We start from the raw sequence: 17,827 nt of genomic DNA, 5'->3' as shown, positions 1-17,827 counted from the left end.
CGAAACATCAGTTGAACATCAGCGCGGTCAGCAAAAAGTCGAGTCCAAGCACGGAGAGCGATCCGTACACGACCGTTTTCGTGGTCGCGCGCGACACGCCTTCCGGCGTGGGCTGGGCTTCATAACCCTGGAACAGCGCGATAAACGTGACCGCGAAGCCGAACACGATGCTCTTGATCACGCCGTTGCCGACGTCGCTCCAGACATCCACGCCGCCCTGCATTTGCGACCAGAACGCGCCCGAATCCACGCCAATCATCAGCACGCCGACCACATAGCCGCCGAAAATGCCCACCGCGCTGAAAATGGCGGCCAGCACCGGCATGGCGATGATCCCCGCCCAGAAGCGCGGCGCCACGACCACTTTGAGCGGATCGACGGCCATCATTTCCATGGCGGTGAGTTGCTCGCCCGCCTTCATCAGCCCGATTTCAGCCGTGAGCGATGTACCCGCACGGCCCGCGAACAGCAAGGCCGTGACCACAGGCCCAAGTTCGCGTACGAGCGAAAGCGCGACCAGAAGCCCGAGTGCTTGCTCGGAGCCGTATCGGTTAAGGGTGAGATAGCCCTGCAAGCCGAGCACGAAGCCGACAAACAGGCCCGACACGCCGATGATCAGCAGCGAATAATTGCCAACGAAGTGGATCTGTTTCGTGACAAGGCGCGGGCGCCGCAGCAACGGAAAGAATTCGACGACCAGGCGCAGGAACATGCGCGTCGCATATCCGATCGTGCCGAAGCTGCCGAGCACCGAACGTCCGATGGCGCTGATCATGCCTTTGCTCCGATACCAAAGTCCGCCGCCAGCGGCGTCGTGCTTGGATAGTGAAATTTGAAGGGACCGTCTGGCGCGCCGTCGATGAACTGGCGAACCGACGGTTCCTGCGATGCCCGCAATTCCGCCGGCGTGCCTTCGGCCAGAATCCCGCCGTTTGCGATGAAATACACGTAATCGGCGATGGCGAACGATTCCGGCACGTCGTGCGTGACGAGAATGGACGTGGCGCCCAGCGCGCTGTTCAACGTGCGGATCAGGTTGGCCGTGATGCCGAGCGAAATGGGATCGAGGCCGGCGAACGGCTCGTCGTACATCATCAGTTCGGGATCGAGCGCAATTGCGCGGGCAAGCGCCACGCGCCGCGCCATGCCGCCCGATATCTCCGAAGGCGACAAATCCCGCGCGCCACGAAGCCCAACCGCGTTGAGCTTCATTAGCACGAGGTCACGCAGGAGTTCGTCAGGGAGGTCGGTGTGTTCCCGTAACGGGAACGCGACGTTATCGAAAACGGTCTGGTCGGTGAAAAGCGCGCCGAACTGAAACAGCATGCCCATCTTGCGGCGAAGTTCGTAAAGGCCGTCGCGCGTTTGCGCGCCCACGTCCTTGCCGCCGAACAGCACCTGGCCCTTCTGTGCTTTCACCAGGCCGCCGATCAGCCGCAGGACGGTCGTCTTGCCACAGCCGGAGCCGCCCATGACGGCCACGACCTGACCGCGCTTGAAGCGCATGTTCAGGTTGGACAGGATGAGCCGGTCGCCGTAGCCGAAGTCGACGTCGCGAAGCTCTAGCAAAGTCTCGGGAGAAGCTGACACAGGGGCTGACAATCCTTTTACGCAAGAGGCCGAATTATAGGGCCTGTGCGCTCGGAGCGACGTGACGGTCCCTTTCGACTGATTAAAACATATGAAGTTTTTTCCGATTCGGCTGCATTATCGCGCGAATTCCTGTTGCAACGCAGAAATGGCGGTAGCAAGCTCCGGCGCCTCTGTAATGGCCCGCACGACTGCTGCGCTTCCCACACCGGTCGACAAGACTTGCTGCAACACGGAACCATTCACGCCGCCGATTGCAACCAGCGGAACAATCCCGTCGAGCAAACGCACATAACGTGCCAGGCGCGAGATACCTTGGGGCGCCGTGGGCATCACCTTGGTCGTGGTCGGAAAAACCGCGCCGAGCGCAAGATAGCTCGGTTTGAAATGCAGCGCCTTGAGCATTTCGTAGTAACCGTGCGTTGACAGGCCAAGACGCAAACCGGCTTCTGCGATGGCATTGAGGTCGGCGGTATCGACGTCTTCTTGCCCGAGATGCACGCCATAGGCACCAGCGGCGATAGCCGCCTGCCAATGATCGTTGATAAAAAGCTGCGCTTGATGCTTTACGCCGGCTGCGACGGAACGTTCGATTTCCTGTTTCAAATCGCCCGAATCAGAAGATTTTCGGCGCAATTGCACGGTTTTCACGCCTTGGTCCAACACCTGTTCGACCCATTCGGCGCTTGGCAGCACGGCATACAAACCCAGCCGGTCTGGACAATGCGCAAAGGGTTTCAACGGTGGCGCCGGAAGATTGGCGACCTTTGGGAAGGTATAAAAATCCACAGGCCATGCGTCGAGTTCGTCCAGATTCGTAGGACGCCAGGCGAGCGCGAGAACGAGCGCATCGTGCGGCTCGAAACCGCAATCAAGGAACGCAGCCATCGCCGCCAGCCAGTCATCCGACCAATCGCCTTCGAGCGCGTATTCCACGCCATCGAGTTGCAACGTCGCGTGGCCTGCGCCGGCATCGAGCAATCCCACACCGTTCGGCGGCGGCTCTTTCAAACCGCTGCCGACAATCAGATCGCCTTTCAATGGACGATCCGGCGCGCTCAAACAAATCCTCCATTGCTTCGATGCCGCCGGCCACTCGCCAAGGCGCCGACGGATTCTCTCAGCGGCTTCCAGCAGTTCGTCAGCGGGCGGCCAGAATATTTCCCTATCCTGCGTCAGCAAGCTCATGCAGCACTCCCGTCTTGATGCCAGAACGGCATGCCGACAACCGGCGTGCTCGCCTGCGCGCTATCGCGCTCGGCCATTGGACCCGCCAGATAAGCCATCCGCCCCGCTTCGACGCCCAGCGCAAACGCGCGGGCCATCTGCGGCGGAAACGTGGCCTGCGAGACGGCCGTGTTCAGCAACACGCCGTCGAAACCCCATTCCATCACCTGACACGCATGCGACGGCACGCCCAGACCGGCATCGACGATAAGCGGCACGTCCGGCAGCCGTTCACGCAAGGTGCGCAATCCGTACGGGTTCGTCACGCCCTTCCCCGTACCGATAGGCGCGCCCCATGGCATCAGCGCCTCGCAGCCGACATCGAGCAGACGCCGGCCGATCACCAGGTCTTCCGTGCAGTACGGCAGCACCTTGAAGCCTTCGCGGATCAGGATTCCAGCCGCTTCCACGAGACCGATGGGGTCGGGTTGCAACGTGTAGTCATCGCCGATGAGTTCGAGCTTGAGCCACGGGGTATCGAAGAGTTCACGCGCCATGCGCGCCGTGGTCAGCACTTCGTCCACCGTCTGGCAGCCCGCCGTGTTCGGCAGCAACGCGACGCCGTGGCGCTTCAGGACATCGAAAAAACCGGCTTCGCCCGTGTTCGACTGGCGCCGCAACGCGACGGTGACCATGCCGGGACGGGCGGCATCGATGGAATCCGACAGCGATTGCAACGACGGATAGCGCGATGTCCCCAGCAACACCCGGCTTGGGAACGACGTGCCGTAGAGCGTGAGGGTATCGGCGGTGGTGATCGTGGAGGTCATGATCGATCCTTTTGTAATTGCTCAGCCGCCAGCGACCGGCGAAACGATATCGAGCTTGTCGCCAGCGTTGAGCGCCTTCGATGCATGCTCGCCGCGCGCGACGAACTGCCCATTCAGCGCCACTGCAAACGGCGGTTTGGCGCCGAAAGCCGCGAGCGCGTCGGTGACGGTGGCGGCATCGGGTACGGAAAACGGCTTTTGGTTGATGTGAATGTTCATGATGAATTTCAAAGCACGGGCGCCGCGTGTTCGCAGCGCAGCAAGGCGGACCAGCGGGCGTTCTGACGCCAGTCATCGAAGGAATCGGGGTTGCTGATCGCCCCGCCGATCAGCGCTTCGGCGAGCTCGCGGGCGGTTTCGGCGACTTCGGGCGCGATCATGTAGCCGTGCCTGTACAAACCATTCACGCGCAAGGTTCGTGCTCCGTCCCAGACTATCGCCGGCCGATGGTCAGGCAAGGTCGGACGGCATTGCGAATTCAGCTCGAGAATGCGCGCCTCGCCGAAACCCGGATGCACCGCGAACGCCGCGCTCAGCAACTCGAGCGCCGAACGCACGGTCACGGGCGACATGTCTTCGCCTTCAACTTCGGTCGCGCCGATCACGTACAGATCGTTTTCCTTCGGCGCGATGTAAAGCGGGTATCGCGGATGCAGCAAACGCACTGGCCGCGTCAGGCCGATACCCGGCGCATGCACGCGCGCCACTTCGCCTCGAATGCCGCGCAGCGCCGGCCACGAGGGTTTGCCGCCCAAGCCACGGCAATCGATGACGAAACGCGCCTCGGGCATCGCATCGATTGTCGTGTTCCAGTGGAGATCGACGTTGCGTTCGGCGAGACCGGCCGCGAGCGCAGTAAGGACTTGCCGGTTATCGAGCTGGCCTTCATTGGGAAGCAGCCAGCCCTGCGGAAAGCGCGTTCCGAGCGAGGGTTCGGCCACTGCGACCTGCTCGCCGGACAATTTGACGAAACCATCGCGAAACAGCGCCGGCGGCGCATTCGCGCGCAAGCGGCGCTCGAACAGCGGCGCCTCGGCGCGATCGCCGGCATGCCAAACGACCAGCGTGCCATTGCGCTGAAAGAACACGGGCAAAGGCAATTTGGCGATCAACTGAGGCCATCGTTCGAGCGACGCCGCCCCGAGTTCCGTAATCAGCAATTCGGCGCTGGCCGCCTCGGCGAGCGGCGCGAGCATGGCCGCCGCGACCCATGCGGCCGACTGGGTGCCGGCGGCATCGCCTCGTTCGTACAACGCCACGCGATGCCCCTCGCCCGCCAGCAGCCACGCGATCAGCCGCCCGCACAACCCGCCGCCGACGACAGCAAAGTCGGGCTGGCCAGGCACAAGCGGATTGGAACGCACAACGGTATTCACGGTGACGATGCCTCCTCAGCAGACGCGTAAGAACGTACGGGCGCCCAAGCGCAAAGGAAGTCGATGACGGGAGGAACGCCCGTTTCGAGCCCTGACTGCGCGCGCAGCGCACAAACATGTTCAGGGACGAAACCACGGCGAGATTGCGGCACCGATACGCACGAAATGCGGATCGCGGGCCTGCCAATACTGGAAGAAACTGGAAATCCACGCGGGTTTCCGGAAACTTCCCTCGCCGGTATTACCCGGATCGGGTGCAAAGGGACTCTCTCAGCCTCGCCACGCCGTTCTCCGTTCCTTCAAGCTGGGAGACGCGTGCCGAAGCACCCCTGTTTCGTCAACAATCATTAAAACATAAAAACGAAACGGGCCGCAAACATGGGGGTTCATAAGATGCCTGCTTAGGGAAAAGCCCGAGCGAACCGCTGCTTCCTTCCCTTTCGTTCGACCCCGGCGCACTCTGGCACAATGCCGCGATCGCCGGTGCATCTCGTAATTGCACGAATACGTCGAGAATTAAGGAGCAGTTAAGGCGCGCCCGAAACAATCATCCGGCGCGCCGTCTTTAATGACCTCGTACGATTCCGGGCGACCCCCAAGTTACAAACCTGCCGCCGAGCCGGCACGTCTTCAGGAAGCTCATGACCATCACACCTCCCGGCAACACGGAACAAAACGCCGACAAAGTGTCGGCGTGGAGTCTGATCAAGCCTTATTGGGTATCGGAAGAACGCGGCATTGCGTGGCTTTTGCTGATCGCGATCATCGCGATCAACATGACGGTCGTGTATATCAACGTCCGCCTGAACAAGTGGAACGCGGACTTCTACAACGCGCTGCAGACCAAGAACGTCCACGACTTTCCGCATCTGTTGATGATCTTCACCGGGCTCGCGTTCGCGTACATCCTGCTCGCGGTGTACGGCCGGTATTTGCGGCAGATGCTCGGCTTCAAATGGCGCCAGTGGCTCACGCATCGTTACCTCGAACAATGGCTCGGCGACAAAGCCTTCTACCGCATAGAACGCGATCGTCTCGCCGATAACCCCGACCAGCGGATCAGCGACGACCTTCAGTCGTTCGCCACGACGACGCTGGCGTTATCGCTGGATCTGTTGTCGACGCTCGTCACGCTCGCCACGTTCATCACCATCTTGTGGTCGCTGGCCGGCGCGTTGAGCTTCTCCGTGTTCGGCACGGCGATAACGATCCCCGGCTATATGGTCTGGGCCGCCGCGGGGTACGCCGTGGTCGGGTCGCTTCTGATGCAGCGCTTCGGGCATCCGCTGGTATCGATCAATTATCAGGCGCAGAAGGTGGAAGCCAACTTCCGCTTCGGCCTGATCCGCATTCGCGAAAACGCCGAACAGATCGCGTTCTACGATGGCGTCGCGACCGAAACCACGACCGCCAAGGGCATCTTCCAGACGATCCGCCAGAACTACTGGCAGATCATGAAATACACCAAGCGGCTGACCTTCGTGCTGGCGTTTTATAGCCAGGTGGCGAACATCTTCCCGATCATGGTTGCCGCGCCCCGCTACTTCGCCGGGTTTTATTCGCTCGGCGTTCTGATGCAGATCAGCTCGGCATTCGGCACGGTCAGCGACTCGTTTTCATGGTTCATCAATAGTTATTCGACCTTGGTCGAATGGCGCGCGACCGTGAACCGGTTGCGCGAATTCAAGCGCGTGATGCGTTCGACGCACATCAAGGAAGCCATTTCGCCGGCGACCGCGCACGGCGGCATCAACCTGCATTACGCGAGCACGGACGCTTTGGTGACAAACGGATTGAAGCTGGCGTTGCCCAACGGCAAACCGCTCGCCACCGTCGCCGATGTCACTGTAAAGCCCGGTTCGCGCTGGCTCGTGCAAGGGCCGTCGGGTTCGGGAAAGAGCACCTTGATGCGCGCTTTGGCCGGATTGTGGCCGTTCGGCGATGGCACCATCGACGCACCCGTCGATGCAAAACTGATGTTCATCCCGCAGCAAAGCTACTTGCCGATCGGCACGTTGAAGGCGGCACTGAGCTATCCGTCGGAAGCCTCCGTTTTCACCGATGAGGCCTGTCGCGAAGCCCTGCGCGTCTGCAATCTGGCCGCATATGGCTCGCGTCTGGATGAGTCCGGCCATTGGGCGAAGATGATGTCACCGGGTGAACAGCAACGGCTTGCCGCGGCCCGCGTGCTGCTGCACAAACCGGATTTCATCTTCCTCGATGAAGCCACCAGCGCCCTCGATGCCGAGAACGAGATGCTGATCTATACGGCGTTTATCGATGCGTTGCCGAACGCCGCGATCGTCAGCGTAGCGCACCGCGAATCGGTCTCCGGGTTCCATGAAAACCGGATCGATATCGAGCGCGCGGCGGTGGAAAGCCTGCCGGCGTAGCACTCCGGTTGCCGCGTGTTTGAGGAAGCGGGTCCTTCGTGACCCGCTTTTTGCATTTTTGGACGCCGTAGAATGTTCCGCCGCCCTCGAAGAAGCGGGCATTGAACAGGAGACGGGATGCGAGCGTTCGAGTGGTTCACCGAGTTGACGACGCGCGAGCGCCGCACGCTTTACGCCGGTTTCGGCGGCTACGCAGTCGATGCCTTCGACTTCATGATTTACTCGTTCCTCATTCCCACGCTGATCGCCACGTGGGGCATGAGTAAAAGCGAAGCAGGGATGATCGCGACGAGTTCGCTGATTTCATCGGCGATTGGTGGATGGCTTGCCGGCATCCTCTCCGATCGATACGGCCGTGTGCGCGTGTTGCAATGGACCATCGGCTGCTTTGCGTTCTTCACGTTCCTTTCCGGCTTCACGCATTCATTCGGGCAGTTGCTCGTCACGCGCACGCTGCAAGGCGTGGGGTTTGGCGGCGAATGGTCCGTCGTCACCGTGATGATGGCCGAGACCATCCGCTCGCCGCAGCATCGGGCGAAAGCGGTTGGAACCGTGCAAAGCAGCTGGTCGTTCGGCTGGGGCGCGGCGGCCATTCTCTATTGGGCGTTCTTCGCGTTGCTGCCGGAAGATACCGCGTGGCGCGCGTGCTTCTGGATCGGCATCGTGCCGGCGCTGTGGATTCTGTATATCCGCCGCAATGTCAGCGATCCCGAGATCTATCTCGCCACGCGCCGCGCCCGCGATGCCGGCACGGAAACGGCCAGCTTCGCCGATATCTTCAAAGGCGCGCACCTCAAGACAACGATACTCGGCAGCGCGTTATGCACCGGCATGCTCGGCGGTTATTACGCAATCACCACGTGGCTGCCGACGTATCTCAAGACCGAGCGGCATCTGTCCGTATTCAACACGAGCGGTTATCTCGTGGTGCTGATCGTCGGCTCGTTCCTCGGGTACGTGTTTGGCGCGATTCTTTGCGACAAGATCGGGCGACGGGCATCGTTTGTGTTGTTTGCGATCGGCTCGTTTCTGCTCGGCATGATCTACACGATGATCCCCATCACCGATCACGCCATGTTGCTTCTCGGCTTTCCGCTTGGCATTGTCGTGCAGGGGATTTTTGCGGGCGTGGGGGCGTACTTGTCGGAGCTTTATCCGAATGCGATTCGCGGATCGGGGCAAGGCTTTTGCTACAACCTCGGGCGCGGACTTGGATCGTTTTTCCCGATACTTGTCGGCGTGTTTTCGCAAGGCATGTCGCTCGTCAAGGCGATAGGCATGGTCGCCGGAACCGGATATTTGCTGGTGATCGTCGCGGCGTTGCTGTTGCCGGAGACACGAGGAAAAGCGTTGGGATGAGGCCGTCTTTGTGGAGCTTGACGGCCTCGTTCATCTTGGCTGCTTAATCTACTTCAAATATCTCGCGTCCATTCAATGCTTGTACCGGACGTTGATTACCCCGATAAAAATGTTGCATGGCATCGAGTTGCTGTTTCGTGATGCTGACCGGTTCCTTGAACTCGATCCACGTCACGCCTTCCGTACACGGCGGCGTTGTGAGCGAACCGCTGTACGTGTAGTAACCGGTGTTCTTCGGCAGCAAGTCGAGCGGGTTCACCGTCACGGCGATCACTTTCATCTCCGCGCCCTTCTCGCTTGGAACGCGATCGAGCATCGCCTGAATGACGGGGTTCGCATGCGCGCCGAGCTTGAATTGCACGGCCAATACGAGGAGTTTGCCGTCAGCCGTGCTGTGCACGAGGTGGTCGTCCATCACGCTTTCCTTGCCCGCGAAACGCTCTTCGCCCGGCGAATGAAAGTGGAATTGCACGAGTTGATAGGCTTTATCGCCGAGGGCGATGCTGTCGGTGCCGGGCGTTGCGTTGAACTGAATGGCGTGACCGGTGTTGACGATATCGATGGGAAGCGGCGCGTAGTTGATCTTGAGGCGCGGCATGTCGGCAGGAGCCTTTTTGGCGCCTTCGATGTTGATCGGCGATTCGGCGCGGCCGCCTTCGCATGCGTGGAAGGCTTCGCTCAAGGCGCCCCAGTGGGCCGGGCCGTGCTCGCCGGTGTAGGTCCAGCCGTGGTTTGTTTCAGCCGCGGTTGCCGCGAGTGAAACGAAGGCTGAAATTAGGATCGCGCCGCTGGACTTCCATTTGATCTTGGTCATACCGTGCCCCTGAAAATGTGAGGGCGTCAGCATGCGCTTCTGGCGGTGAGGGGGATATCGGAGAAGTCGTAATAGCGGGTGTGGCGGAGTGAAACAGTGGTGAGGGTGTGCGTCCTCCTCCCTTGGGCGGAGGACGCGAGTCTCCCGCAACGATCACGCAGCCAACCCGCTCACCACACCCCGTGCCTCTGCAAACAGGTTCTCGAAATGCCGTTCACGGTCGACGATATCTTCTTCAACGCCAATGGTGTTGTAGAGGAAAGTGACCTCGGTTTTCTCGATACCCAGATAGCCGCCAATACCATTGAAGAAATCCGTCATGTTGGCAAGCCAGCCGCGTCTTGCAAACCGTTCCTCCGAGCCGCCGACCAGCCCTACCCAATGAATCTTCCTGGCCGGCAAACGATGCCCTTCGCCATATGCCAGGCCGTGATTCCACACCCTGTCCATATAGCCTTTGATGATGGCCGGAAAGCTATACCACCACACCGGAAACACGACCACGAGGGTGTCCTTCCCCTCCAGCTCGCCGAATAGCCGATGCACTTCTGGCGAGAGCCGTTTCGTCGAATCATTCCAGTCCGGTTCGTCTTCCGTACCGAGCACCGGATCAAATCCGCTGCGATAAAGATCCAAAGTGGTCGTGCTCATACCGTCACGCGCCGCCTGACCCTGCATTTCTTCCACGATATGCGCGGTCAACGAATCAGCCCGCGGATGAGCCCAAATAAAGTAAATGCTCTCAGTTTTCATGCTGTTATCTCAATTGTTGCGATGCAAGACCTCACTTTACGGTCGGCGGATAGTTCTGTAAAAGTGATGCTTTGAGATGGCTTACTGAGAAATTTTCACTAATGCGGACGCACTTTTCTGATTTCGCAACGTTCATCGCGGTGGCTCGTCGTAGGAGCTTCCGTGCTGCGGGCGACGAACTCGGGTTGTCGCCATCGGCGATCAGCCATGCGATCAAGCAACTGGAACAACGGCTCAAGCTGCGTCTTTTCAACCGCACCACGCGAAGCGTCTCGCTGACCGAGGCTGGCCGGAATTTGTACGAACGGCTGCGCCCGGCATTCGATGAAATCAAGACCATGCTCGATGAAGTGAACTCCTTCCGGGATTCACCCATGGGCACGTTAAAAATCAACGCGGCGCGGCTGGCAGCCCGATTGTTCCTGATGCCGCTCGTCACCGGTTTCACGCGCCAATACCCGGATCTGAAGGTGGAAGTCACCACGGACGATTTTCTCGTCGATATCGTCGAAGGACAATTCGATGCCGGCATCCGGCTCGGCGCGATTGTCGAGAAGGACATGATTGCCATGCCTATCGGGCCGCCGGCCAAGTTGACAGTCGTGGCGACACCTGCTTATTTCGCGGGGCGCGCGGTGCCCGAACATCCGCGCGATCTGGTCGATCACCAATGCGTGGTGTTCCGTTTTCCAAGCGGGCGGCCATACAACTGGGAGTTCGAAGGACCGGAAGGCAAGCTGGAAATTGCGGCGCCAGGCAACATCGTGGTGGATGATATGGATGCCGAACTGGAGGCCGTGCTCGCAGGCGCTGGAGTCGGTTTCCTGTATTACGAACAGGTCAAAGCGTACCTTGAAAACGGCCAACTGATATCCGTGCTCGAAGATTGGCTACCGGAAAGGCCGGGATTCCACGTTTACTACCCGAACCGCCAGTACATGTCCTGCGGATTGCGCGCTTTTTTGGACTACATCAAGGCGCCGCATGCCGAACATCAATAAAAAAACCGGGCTCACCATCGAGCCCGGTTTCAATGAATCGCAACGATAAAACCTTACCGCGGCAACTCGCTAGACCCCATCAAAAATGCATCGACTGAACGGGCGCACTGGCGGCCTTCGCGAATCGCCCACACAACCAGCGACTGGCCGCGACGCATATCGCCTGCAGTGAACACCTTCGGCACCGACGTGAAGTAAGCCTTCTCGCCTTCGGTCGAAGCCTTCACGTTTCCACGCGCGTCTTTATCGACACCGAATGCTTCCAGAACCGGCGAAGTCGGTTGCGTAAAGCCCATTGCGAGGAGCACCAGATCGGCCTTCATTTCGAACTCCGATCCCGCCACTTCCTGCATCTTCCCGTCCTTCCATTCCACACGCACGGCGATCAGTTTTTCAACCTTGCCGTTCTTGCCTTCGAAGCGCTTCGTGGCCACCGACCAGTCGCGCTCGCATCCTTCTTCGTGCGATGACGACGTACGCAACTTGATCGGCCAGTACGGCCAGACGAGCGGCTTGTTTTCGGTTTCAGGCGGCTGCGAAAGCAACTCGAACTGCGTGACGCTCTTCGCGCCATGCCGGTTCGACGTCCCCACGCAATCCGAACCCGTATCGCCACCGCCAATCACCACGACATGCTTGCCCTTCGCGATCAACTGGTCGACAACCGTATCGCCGGCGTTGACCTTGTTCTGCAGCGGCAGGAATTCCATCGCGTAATGGATGCCTTGCATCTCGCGACCCGGCACCGGCAAATCGCGCGGCGTTTCCGAACCACCGGCGATGACGACGGCATCGAATTGTTCGCGCAGTTCGTCCGGCGTGATGGTTTCACGCGCCGTATTCGCGATATGCCCCGGCAACGGATCCTTGCCGATAAACACATTCGTCCGGAACGCCACGCCTTCGGCTTCCATCTGCCGCATACGTCGGTCGATGAGCCATTTTTCAAGCTTGAAATCAGGGATGCCATAGCGCAGCAATCCGCCTATGCGATCGTTCTTCTCGAACACGGTCACTTCGTGACCGGCGCGCGCCAGTTGCTGCGCAGCGGCCAATCCTGCAGGACCCGATCCAACCACGGCCACCTTCTTGCCGGTCTTGTGCTTCGCCGGCAGCGGCGCGACCCAGCCCTCGGTCCAGGCTTTATCGATGATCGCGTGTTCGATCGACTTGATGCCCACTGCGTCGTCATTGATGCCGAGCGTGCACGCCGATTCGCACGGCGCCGGGCAAATGCGGCCCGTAAACTCGGGGAAATTGTTCGTGGAATGCAGCACTTCAATGGCCGACTTCCAGTCCTGGCGGAACACCAGATCGTTGAAATCCGGGATGATGTTGTTCACCGGACAGCCGTTGTTGCAAAACGGAATGCCGCAGTCCATGCAACGCGCGCTCTGCACCTTCGCGTCTTCGTCCGACAGCGCGTGAACGAATTCCTTGTAGTGCTTGACGCGGGCGAGCGGCGCTTCGTACGTCTCATGCTGGCGCTCGAACTCGAGAAAACCGGTTGCCTTGCCCATGTGGTTCTCTTTTCTCTGTATTTGGGGTTGATCCACCCTCCGGCGTCTGACGCCGAAGGGCCGTGCTAAAGGTTAAGAAGGCTCAGGCCGCGATCGCGTCTTTCGCTTTCTTCGCGCCCAGCTCGCCGAGCGCCCGCTTGTATTCCGTCGGGAAGACCTTCACGAACTGACGACGCGATGCATCCCAGTTCTCGAGCAACGCTTTCGCGCGCGGCGATCCGGTAGTCTGGAAGTGCCGCTCGATCAGGCCCTTGAGCAAGGCTTCATCGGTCTGGCCGGTATGCCACAACGCGCGGTCGACCGTGCGTTCCTGTTCGGCTTGTTGCAGAACCGGATCGAGCGCGACCATCGCCTTGTTGGCCTTACCGCCGAAGGTACCGTCCGGATCATAGACAAACGCCACGCCGCCCGACATGCCCGCCGCGAAGTTGCGCCCGGTTTCGCCGAGCACGACCACCGTGCCGCCGGTCATGTACTCGCAACCGTGATCGCCCGTGCCTTCCACGACTGCCGTCGCGCCCGAGTTACGCACGGCGAAACGCTCGCCCGCAACGCCGCGGAAATACGCTTCGCCTTCAATCGCGCCATACAAGACCGTGTTGCCGCAGATGATGTTCTCTTCCGACTTGCCCCGGAAATCGTTCGTCGGGCGAATGATGATGCGACCGCCCGAAAGACCCTTGCCGACATAGTCGTTGCCGTCGCCGACGAGATCCAGCGTGATGCCCTTCGCCAGGAACGCGCCGAAGCTTTGCCCCGCCGTGCCCTTCAACTGAATGTGGATGGCGTCATCGGCGAGACCGTCATGGCCGTGCTTGCGTGCGACGAGACCCGACAACATTGCGCCGACCGTGCGGTTCACGTTGCGCACCGGCTGGATGAACGAAACGTGCTCGCCCTTCTCGATGGCCGCCTTCGACTTCTCGATCAACACGTGATCGAGCGCTTTCTCGAGGCCGTGATCCTGCGTCTCGACGTGCTTCGTCGCGATGCTGCCGTCGTTCGGCACTTGATAAAACACCTTCGAGAAGTCGAGACCCTTAGCCTTCCAGTGCTCGACGCCCTTCTTCGTGTCGAGCAATTCGGCGTGGCCGATGAGGTCATCGAACTTGCGGATGCCAAGCTGAGCCATGATTTCCCGCACTTCTTCCGCGATGAAGAAGAAGAAGTTCACGACGTGTTCCGGCTGCCCCGTGAACTTGGCGCGCAGCACCGGATCTTGCGTCGCGACGCCGACCGGGCAGGTGTTCAGGTGACATTTGCGCATCATGATGCAACCTTGCACGACGAGCGGCGCGGTCGCAAAACCAAATTCGTCGGCGCCGAGCAGCGCACCAATCACCACGTCGCGGCCGGTCTTCATCTGACCGTCGGCCTGCACGCGGATACGGCCGCGCAGACGGTTGAGCACGAGCGTCTGCTGCGTTTCGGCAAGACCCAGTTCCCACGGCGTGCCCGCATGCTTCAACGACGACAACGGCGAAGCGCCCGTGCCGCCATCGTGGCCGGCGATCACGACGTGATCGGCCTTCGCCTTGGCAACGCCGGCAGCAACCGTTCCAACGCCCACTTCCGACACGAGCTTCACCGACACGCTCGACGACGAGTTCACGTTCTTCAAGTCGTGAATCAATTGCGCCAAGTCTTCGATGGAATAAATATCGTGATGCGGCGGCGGCGAAATCAGGCCCACGCCCGGCACCGAATAACGCAACTTGCCGATGTAGTCGCTGACCTTGTGACCCGGCAGTTGTCCGCCTTCGCCCGGCTTCGCGCCCTGCGCCATCTTGATCTGGATCTGATCCGCCGACGACAGGTACTCGGCCGTCACGCCAAAGCGCCCGGATGCAACTTGCTTGATACGCGAACGCAGCGAATCGCCTTCTTTCAACGGGATATCGGTGACGACTTCATCGCCGATAACCGAGCGCATGGTGTCGCCGTTCTTGATCGGAATGCCGCGCAACTCATTGCGATACCGGTTCGCGTCCTCGCCGCCTTCACCCGTGTTCGACTTCCCGCCGATACGGTTCATGGCCACAGCCAGCGTAGCGTGCGCTTCGGTGCTGATCGAACCGAGCGACATGGCGCCCGTCGCAAAGCGCTTGACGATTTCCTTCGCCGGCTCCACTTCATCGAGCGGAATCGCTTTCGTGGGATCGACCTTGAACTCGAACAAACCACGGAACGTCATGTGACGCTTCGTCTGGTCGTTGATCAGGTGCGCGTATTCCTTGTATGTCTGATACGAGTTGCTGCGCGTGGAATGCTGCAGCTTGGCGATGGCGTCCGGCGTCCACATGTGCTCTTCACCGCGCACGCGATACGCATATTCACCGCCGGCATCGAGCATGGTCGCGAGGATCGGGTTCTCACCAAACGCCTCACGATGCAAACGGATCGCTTCCTCGGCCACTTCGAAAATGCCGATCCCACCAACCTTCGACGCAGTGCCCTTGAAGTACTTCTCGACCAGATCGCTCGCGAGACCAACCGCTTCGAAAATCTGCGCACCGGTGTACGACATGTACGTGGAAATGCCCATCTTCGACATGACCTTGTACAAGCCCTTGCCGACCGCCTTCGTGTAGTTGTAGATGGCTTTGTCGGCGGAAAGATCGCCTTTCAGGCCTTCGGCCATTTGCGCGAGCGTTTCCAGCGCGAGGTACGGATGCACGGCTTCCGCGCCATATGCAGCCAGCAACGCGAAGTGATGCGTCTCGCGCGCCGATCCCGTTTCCACGACCAGGCCCGTGCTAGTGCGCAAACCGTGCTGCACGAGATGCGTGTGGATGGCGGACGTGGCGAGCAGCGCCGGAATGGCCAGGTTGTCGCGGTCCATCTTGCGGTCGGACACGATCAACATGTTGTAGCCGGACTTCACCGCGTCCACGGCTTCCGCGCACAACGAAGCCAGGCGCGCTTCCACGCCTTCGTTGCCCCACACGACCGGATAGCAGATGCTCAGCTCGTAGGAACTGAACTTGCCGCCGGTGTATTTATCGATGGCGCGAATCTTCGCGATGTCCTTGAAGTCGAGCACCGGCTGCGAGACTTCGAGGCGCATCGTGGGGTTGATGTTGGTGGTATCGAGCAGGTTCGGCTTCGGCCCGACGAACGACACCAGCGACATCACCATGTTCTCGCGGATCGGGTCGATCGGCGGGTTCGTGACCTGCGCGAAAAGCTGCTTGAAGTAGTGATACAACGTCTTGTTCTTGTTGGACATGACCGCCAGCGGCGAGTCGTTGCCCATGGAACCGACGGCTTCCTCACCGAGTTGCGCCATCGGCGCCATCAGGAACTTGACGTCTTCCTGCGTGTAGCCGAACGCCTGCTGACGATCCAGCAACGCTGCGGCTTCGCGGCGTTGTGTATCGACTTCTTCGGCCTTTGGTTCGATCTCGTCGAGCTTGATGCGCACGGCGTCAATCCAGCTCTTGTACGGCTTGCCGTTCGCGAGGTTGTCCTTGAGTTCCTTGTCGTCGATGATCCGGCCTTGCTCCATGTCGATCAGGAACATCTTGCCCGGCTGCAGACGCCACTTCTTCACGATCTTCGATTCCGGCACGGGCAACACGCCCGCTTCCGATGCCAGGATCACGAGGTCGTCGTCGGTGATGACATAGCGCGCCGGACGCAGGCCGTTGCGGTCCAGCGTGGCGCCGATCTGGCGGCCATCGGTGAACGCGATCGCGGCGGGACCATCCCACGGCTCCATCATGGCCGCGTGATATTCGTAGAACGCGCGGCGGTTGTCGTCCATCAACGTGTGCTGTTCCCAGGCTTCCGGGATCATCATCATCATTGCGTGGACGAGCGGGTAACCCGCCATCACAAGCAATTCGAGGCAGTTATCGAACGATGCCGTGTCGGACTGGCCCGGATAGATCAGCGGCCAGAGTTTCGGCAGATCGTCGCCCAGCACGTAGCTGGCGATCGCGCCGGTGCGCGCGTTCAGCCAGTTGACGTTGCCCTTCACGGTGTTGATTTCACCGTTGTGCGCAATCATCCGGTACGGGTGCGCGAGTTCCCACGCGGGGAACGTGTTCGTGGAGAAGCGCTGGTGCACGAGCGCGAGCGCCGACACGGTGCGTTCGTCCTGCAGGTCGCGGTAATACACGCCCACCTGACCGGCCAGCAGCAGGCCCTTGTAGACGACGGTACGCGCCGACATCGAAGGTACGAAATATTCCTTGCCGTGCTTGAGTTTGAGCGCCTGGATCCGATGGCTCGCCGTCTTTCGGATTACGTACAGCTTGCGCTCGAGCGCGTCGGTCACAACGATGTCTTTCCCGCGGCCGATGAAGATTTGCCGGATCAGCGGTTCGCTCGCCTTCACGGTCGGGGAAATCGGCATGGTGGCGTCGACGGGGACATCGCGCCAACCCAGCACGACCTGGCCCTCGGCTTTCACCGTGCGTTCCAGTTCCTGCTCGCAAGCCAGACGCGACGCGTGCTCTTTCGGCAGAAAGATCATGCCGACGCCGTACTCGCCTTCCGGCGGCAACGTCACGCCCTGCTTCGCCATTTCCTCACGATAAAACCCGTCCGGGATCTGGATCAGGATGCCCGCGCCGTCGCCCATCAGCTTGTCGGCGCCAACTGCGCCGCGATGGTCGAGGTTTTCGAGGATCTTCAGACCCTGCTGGATAATTTCATGGCGCTTCTTGCCCTTGATATGAGCGACAAACCCGACGCCACACGAGTCGTGTTCGTTCTCGGGATCGTACATGCCCTGCGCGGCGGGAGCGGAACCGAGAGTCGGCGGCAATTGTTCGTTCATGGGTCACCGTGTTCTGTGGGGAGGCCGCGGGCGGCCGTTGAACATGTTTTATGCGTTGCTCGCATCACTGGCAGGCCAAGACCCTGAACCTGCCAATGATCACGAAGTCGGGCAAGCAGCGGACGCAAAGCGTCCCCAACCGCCGGAAAACGAAATATACGCGATCAATCAAACAGTTGGCAATCAAAACGCTATGATATGGCACCAATTATCGACTTGGTGCATGAATGCCCCATTT

13 protein-coding genes and 1 riboswitch are annotated in these 17,827 nt (G+C 60.2%); of the genes, 3 read left to right on the top strand and 10 right to left on the bottom strand.

Going from position 1 to position 17,827, the window contains the following annotated elements:
* Window positions 1-7: 7 nt before the first annotated feature.
* From mlaE to HB633_RS28765, 6 genes are all read right to left on the bottom strand, one after another.
* Window positions 8-775, bottom strand: coding sequence for a lipid asymmetry maintenance ABC transporter permease subunit MlaE (mlaE, locus tag HB633_RS28790; protein WP_213781537.1), 768 nt, complete (start codon window positions 773-775; stop codon window positions 8-10).
* A complete protein-coding gene (locus HB633_RS28785; RefSeq protein ID WP_213781536.1) occupies window positions 772-1,590 on the bottom strand; it encodes an ATP-binding cassette domain-containing protein in 819 nt (272 codons plus the stop codon). The genes mlaE and HB633_RS28785 overlap by 4 nt, the downstream gene beginning before the upstream one ends.
* A 117-nt stretch (window positions 1,591-1,707) precedes the next feature.
* A complete protein-coding gene (thiE, locus tag HB633_RS28780) occupies window positions 1,708-2,778 on the bottom strand; it encodes a thiamine phosphate synthase (RefSeq protein WP_213781535.1) in 1,071 nt (356 codons plus the stop codon).
* Window positions 2,775-3,587: a thiazole synthase gene (locus HB633_RS28775; RefSeq protein WP_056355552.1), complete on the bottom strand. Its 813-nt coding sequence runs from the start codon at window positions 3,585-3,587 to the stop codon at window positions 2,775-2,777. Before HB633_RS28775 ends, thiE begins: the two co-directional genes overlap by 4 nt.
* 21 nt (window positions 3,588-3,608) lie before the next feature.
* Window positions 3,609-3,806, bottom strand: coding sequence for a sulfur carrier protein ThiS (thiS, locus tag HB633_RS28770; RefSeq protein ID WP_213781534.1), 198 nt, complete (start codon window positions 3,804-3,806; stop codon window positions 3,609-3,611).
* Window positions 3,807-3,814: 8 nt separating this feature from the next.
* Window positions 3,815-4,963: an FAD-dependent oxidoreductase gene (locus HB633_RS28765; protein WP_346730386.1), complete on the bottom strand. Its 1,149-nt coding sequence runs from the start codon at window positions 4,961-4,963 to the stop codon at window positions 3,815-3,817.
* A 210-nt stretch (window positions 4,964-5,173) separates the two neighbouring features.
* A riboswitch (TPP riboswitch) is annotated at window positions 5,174-5,304 on the bottom strand.
* Window positions 5,305-5,604: 300 nt separating this feature from the next.
* Here HB633_RS28765 and HB633_RS28760 point away from each other — a divergent pair.
* On the top strand, window positions 5,605-7,356 hold the full coding sequence (locus tag HB633_RS28760; RefSeq protein ID WP_213781533.1) for an ABC transporter ATP-binding protein/permease: 1,752 nt from the start codon (window positions 5,605-5,607) through the stop codon (window positions 7,354-7,356).
* 117 nt (window positions 7,357-7,473) lie between these two features.
* Window positions 7,474-8,715 (top strand): MFS transporter, encoded by a 1,242-nt coding sequence (locus tag HB633_RS28755; protein WP_213781532.1) that lies wholly within the window; start codon window positions 7,474-7,476, stop codon window positions 8,713-8,715.
* A gap of 43 nt (window positions 8,716-8,758) precedes the next feature.
* On the opposite strand, the gene HB633_RS28750 is transcribed toward HB633_RS28755, so the two are convergent.
* Both HB633_RS28750 and HB633_RS28745 read right to left on the bottom strand, forming a co-directional pair.
* Window positions 8,759-9,529: a carbonic anhydrase family protein gene (locus HB633_RS28750; protein WP_213781531.1), complete on the bottom strand. Its 771-nt coding sequence runs from the start codon at window positions 9,527-9,529 to the stop codon at window positions 8,759-8,761.
* Window positions 9,530-9,682: 153 nt separating this feature from the next.
* The gene (locus HB633_RS28745; RefSeq protein WP_213781530.1) at window positions 9,683-10,282 is read right to left on the bottom strand and encodes an NAD(P)H oxidoreductase; all 600 of its coding nucleotides are present in this window, start codon (window positions 10,280-10,282) and stop codon (window positions 9,683-9,685) included.
* A 101-nt stretch (window positions 10,283-10,383) separates the two neighbouring features.
* Between HB633_RS28745 and HB633_RS28740 the strand changes: the two genes are divergently transcribed.
* The gene (locus tag HB633_RS28740; protein ID WP_213781529.1) at window positions 10,384-11,283 is read left to right on the top strand and encodes a LysR family transcriptional regulator; all 900 of its coding nucleotides are present in this window, start codon (window positions 10,384-10,386) and stop codon (window positions 11,281-11,283) included.
* 53 nt (window positions 11,284-11,336) lie between these two features.
* Here the strand turns inward: HB633_RS28740 and HB633_RS28735 are convergent, their stop codons facing one another.
* The gene (locus HB633_RS28735) at window positions 11,337-12,803 is read right to left on the bottom strand and encodes a glutamate synthase subunit beta (RefSeq protein ID WP_213781528.1); all 1,467 of its coding nucleotides are present in this window, start codon (window positions 12,801-12,803) and stop codon (window positions 11,337-11,339) included.
* An 82-nt stretch (window positions 12,804-12,885) separates the two neighbouring features.
* Window positions 12,886-17,589 carry a glutamate synthase-related protein gene (locus HB633_RS28730; protein ID WP_213781527.1) on the bottom strand — a complete coding sequence of 1,568 codons (4,704 nt, stop codon included), beginning with the start codon at window positions 17,587-17,589 and terminating at the stop codon, window positions 12,886-12,888.
* Window positions 17,590-17,827 lie beyond the last annotated feature (238 nt).

It is taken from the genome of Caballeronia sp. dw_276 (genome assembly GCF_018449635.1).
In the GTDB taxonomy this organism is placed as follows: domain Bacteria; phylum Pseudomonadota; class Gammaproteobacteria; order Burkholderiales; family Burkholderiaceae; genus Caballeronia.
Note: the sequence above shows the minus strand (reverse complement) of the source record. Positions and strands in the feature narration are given on the sequence as shown.

Coding starts and splice junctions, on each gene's coding strand:
- HB633_RS28760 (WP_213781533.1), top strand. CDS start 5,605: ATGACCATCACACCTCCCGGCAACACGGAACAAAACGCCGACAAAGTG.
- thiS (WP_213781534.1), bottom strand. CDS start 3,806: ATGAACATTCACATCAACCAAAAGCCGTTTTCCGTACCCGATGCCGCC.
- HB633_RS28735 (WP_213781528.1), bottom strand. CDS start 12,803: ATGGGCAAGGCAACCGGTTTTCTCGAGTTCGAGCGCCAGCATGAGACG.
- mlaE (WP_213781537.1), bottom strand. CDS start 775: ATGATCAGCGCCATCGGACGTTCGGTGCTCGGCAGCTTCGGCACGATC.
- HB633_RS28730 (WP_213781527.1), bottom strand. CDS start 17,589: ATGAACGAACAATTGCCGCCGACTCTCGGTTCCGCTCCCGCCGCGCAG.
- HB633_RS28745 (WP_213781530.1), bottom strand. CDS start 10,282: ATGAAAACTGAGAGCATTTACTTTATTTGGGCTCATCCGCGGGCTGAT.
- HB633_RS28750 (WP_213781531.1), bottom strand. CDS start 9,529: ATGACCAAGATCAAATGGAAGTCCAGCGGCGCGATCCTAATTTCAGCC.
- HB633_RS28775 (WP_056355552.1), bottom strand. CDS start 3,587: ATGACCTCCACGATCACCACCGCCGATACCCTCACGCTCTACGGCACG.
- thiE (WP_213781535.1), bottom strand. CDS start 2,778: ATGAGCTTGCTGACGCAGGATAGGGAAATATTCTGGCCGCCCGCTGAC.
- HB633_RS28740 (WP_213781529.1), top strand. CDS start 10,384: ATGCGGACGCACTTTTCTGATTTCGCAACGTTCATCGCGGTGGCTCGT.
- HB633_RS28755 (WP_213781532.1), top strand. CDS start 7,474: ATGCGAGCGTTCGAGTGGTTCACCGAGTTGACGACGCGCGAGCGCCGC.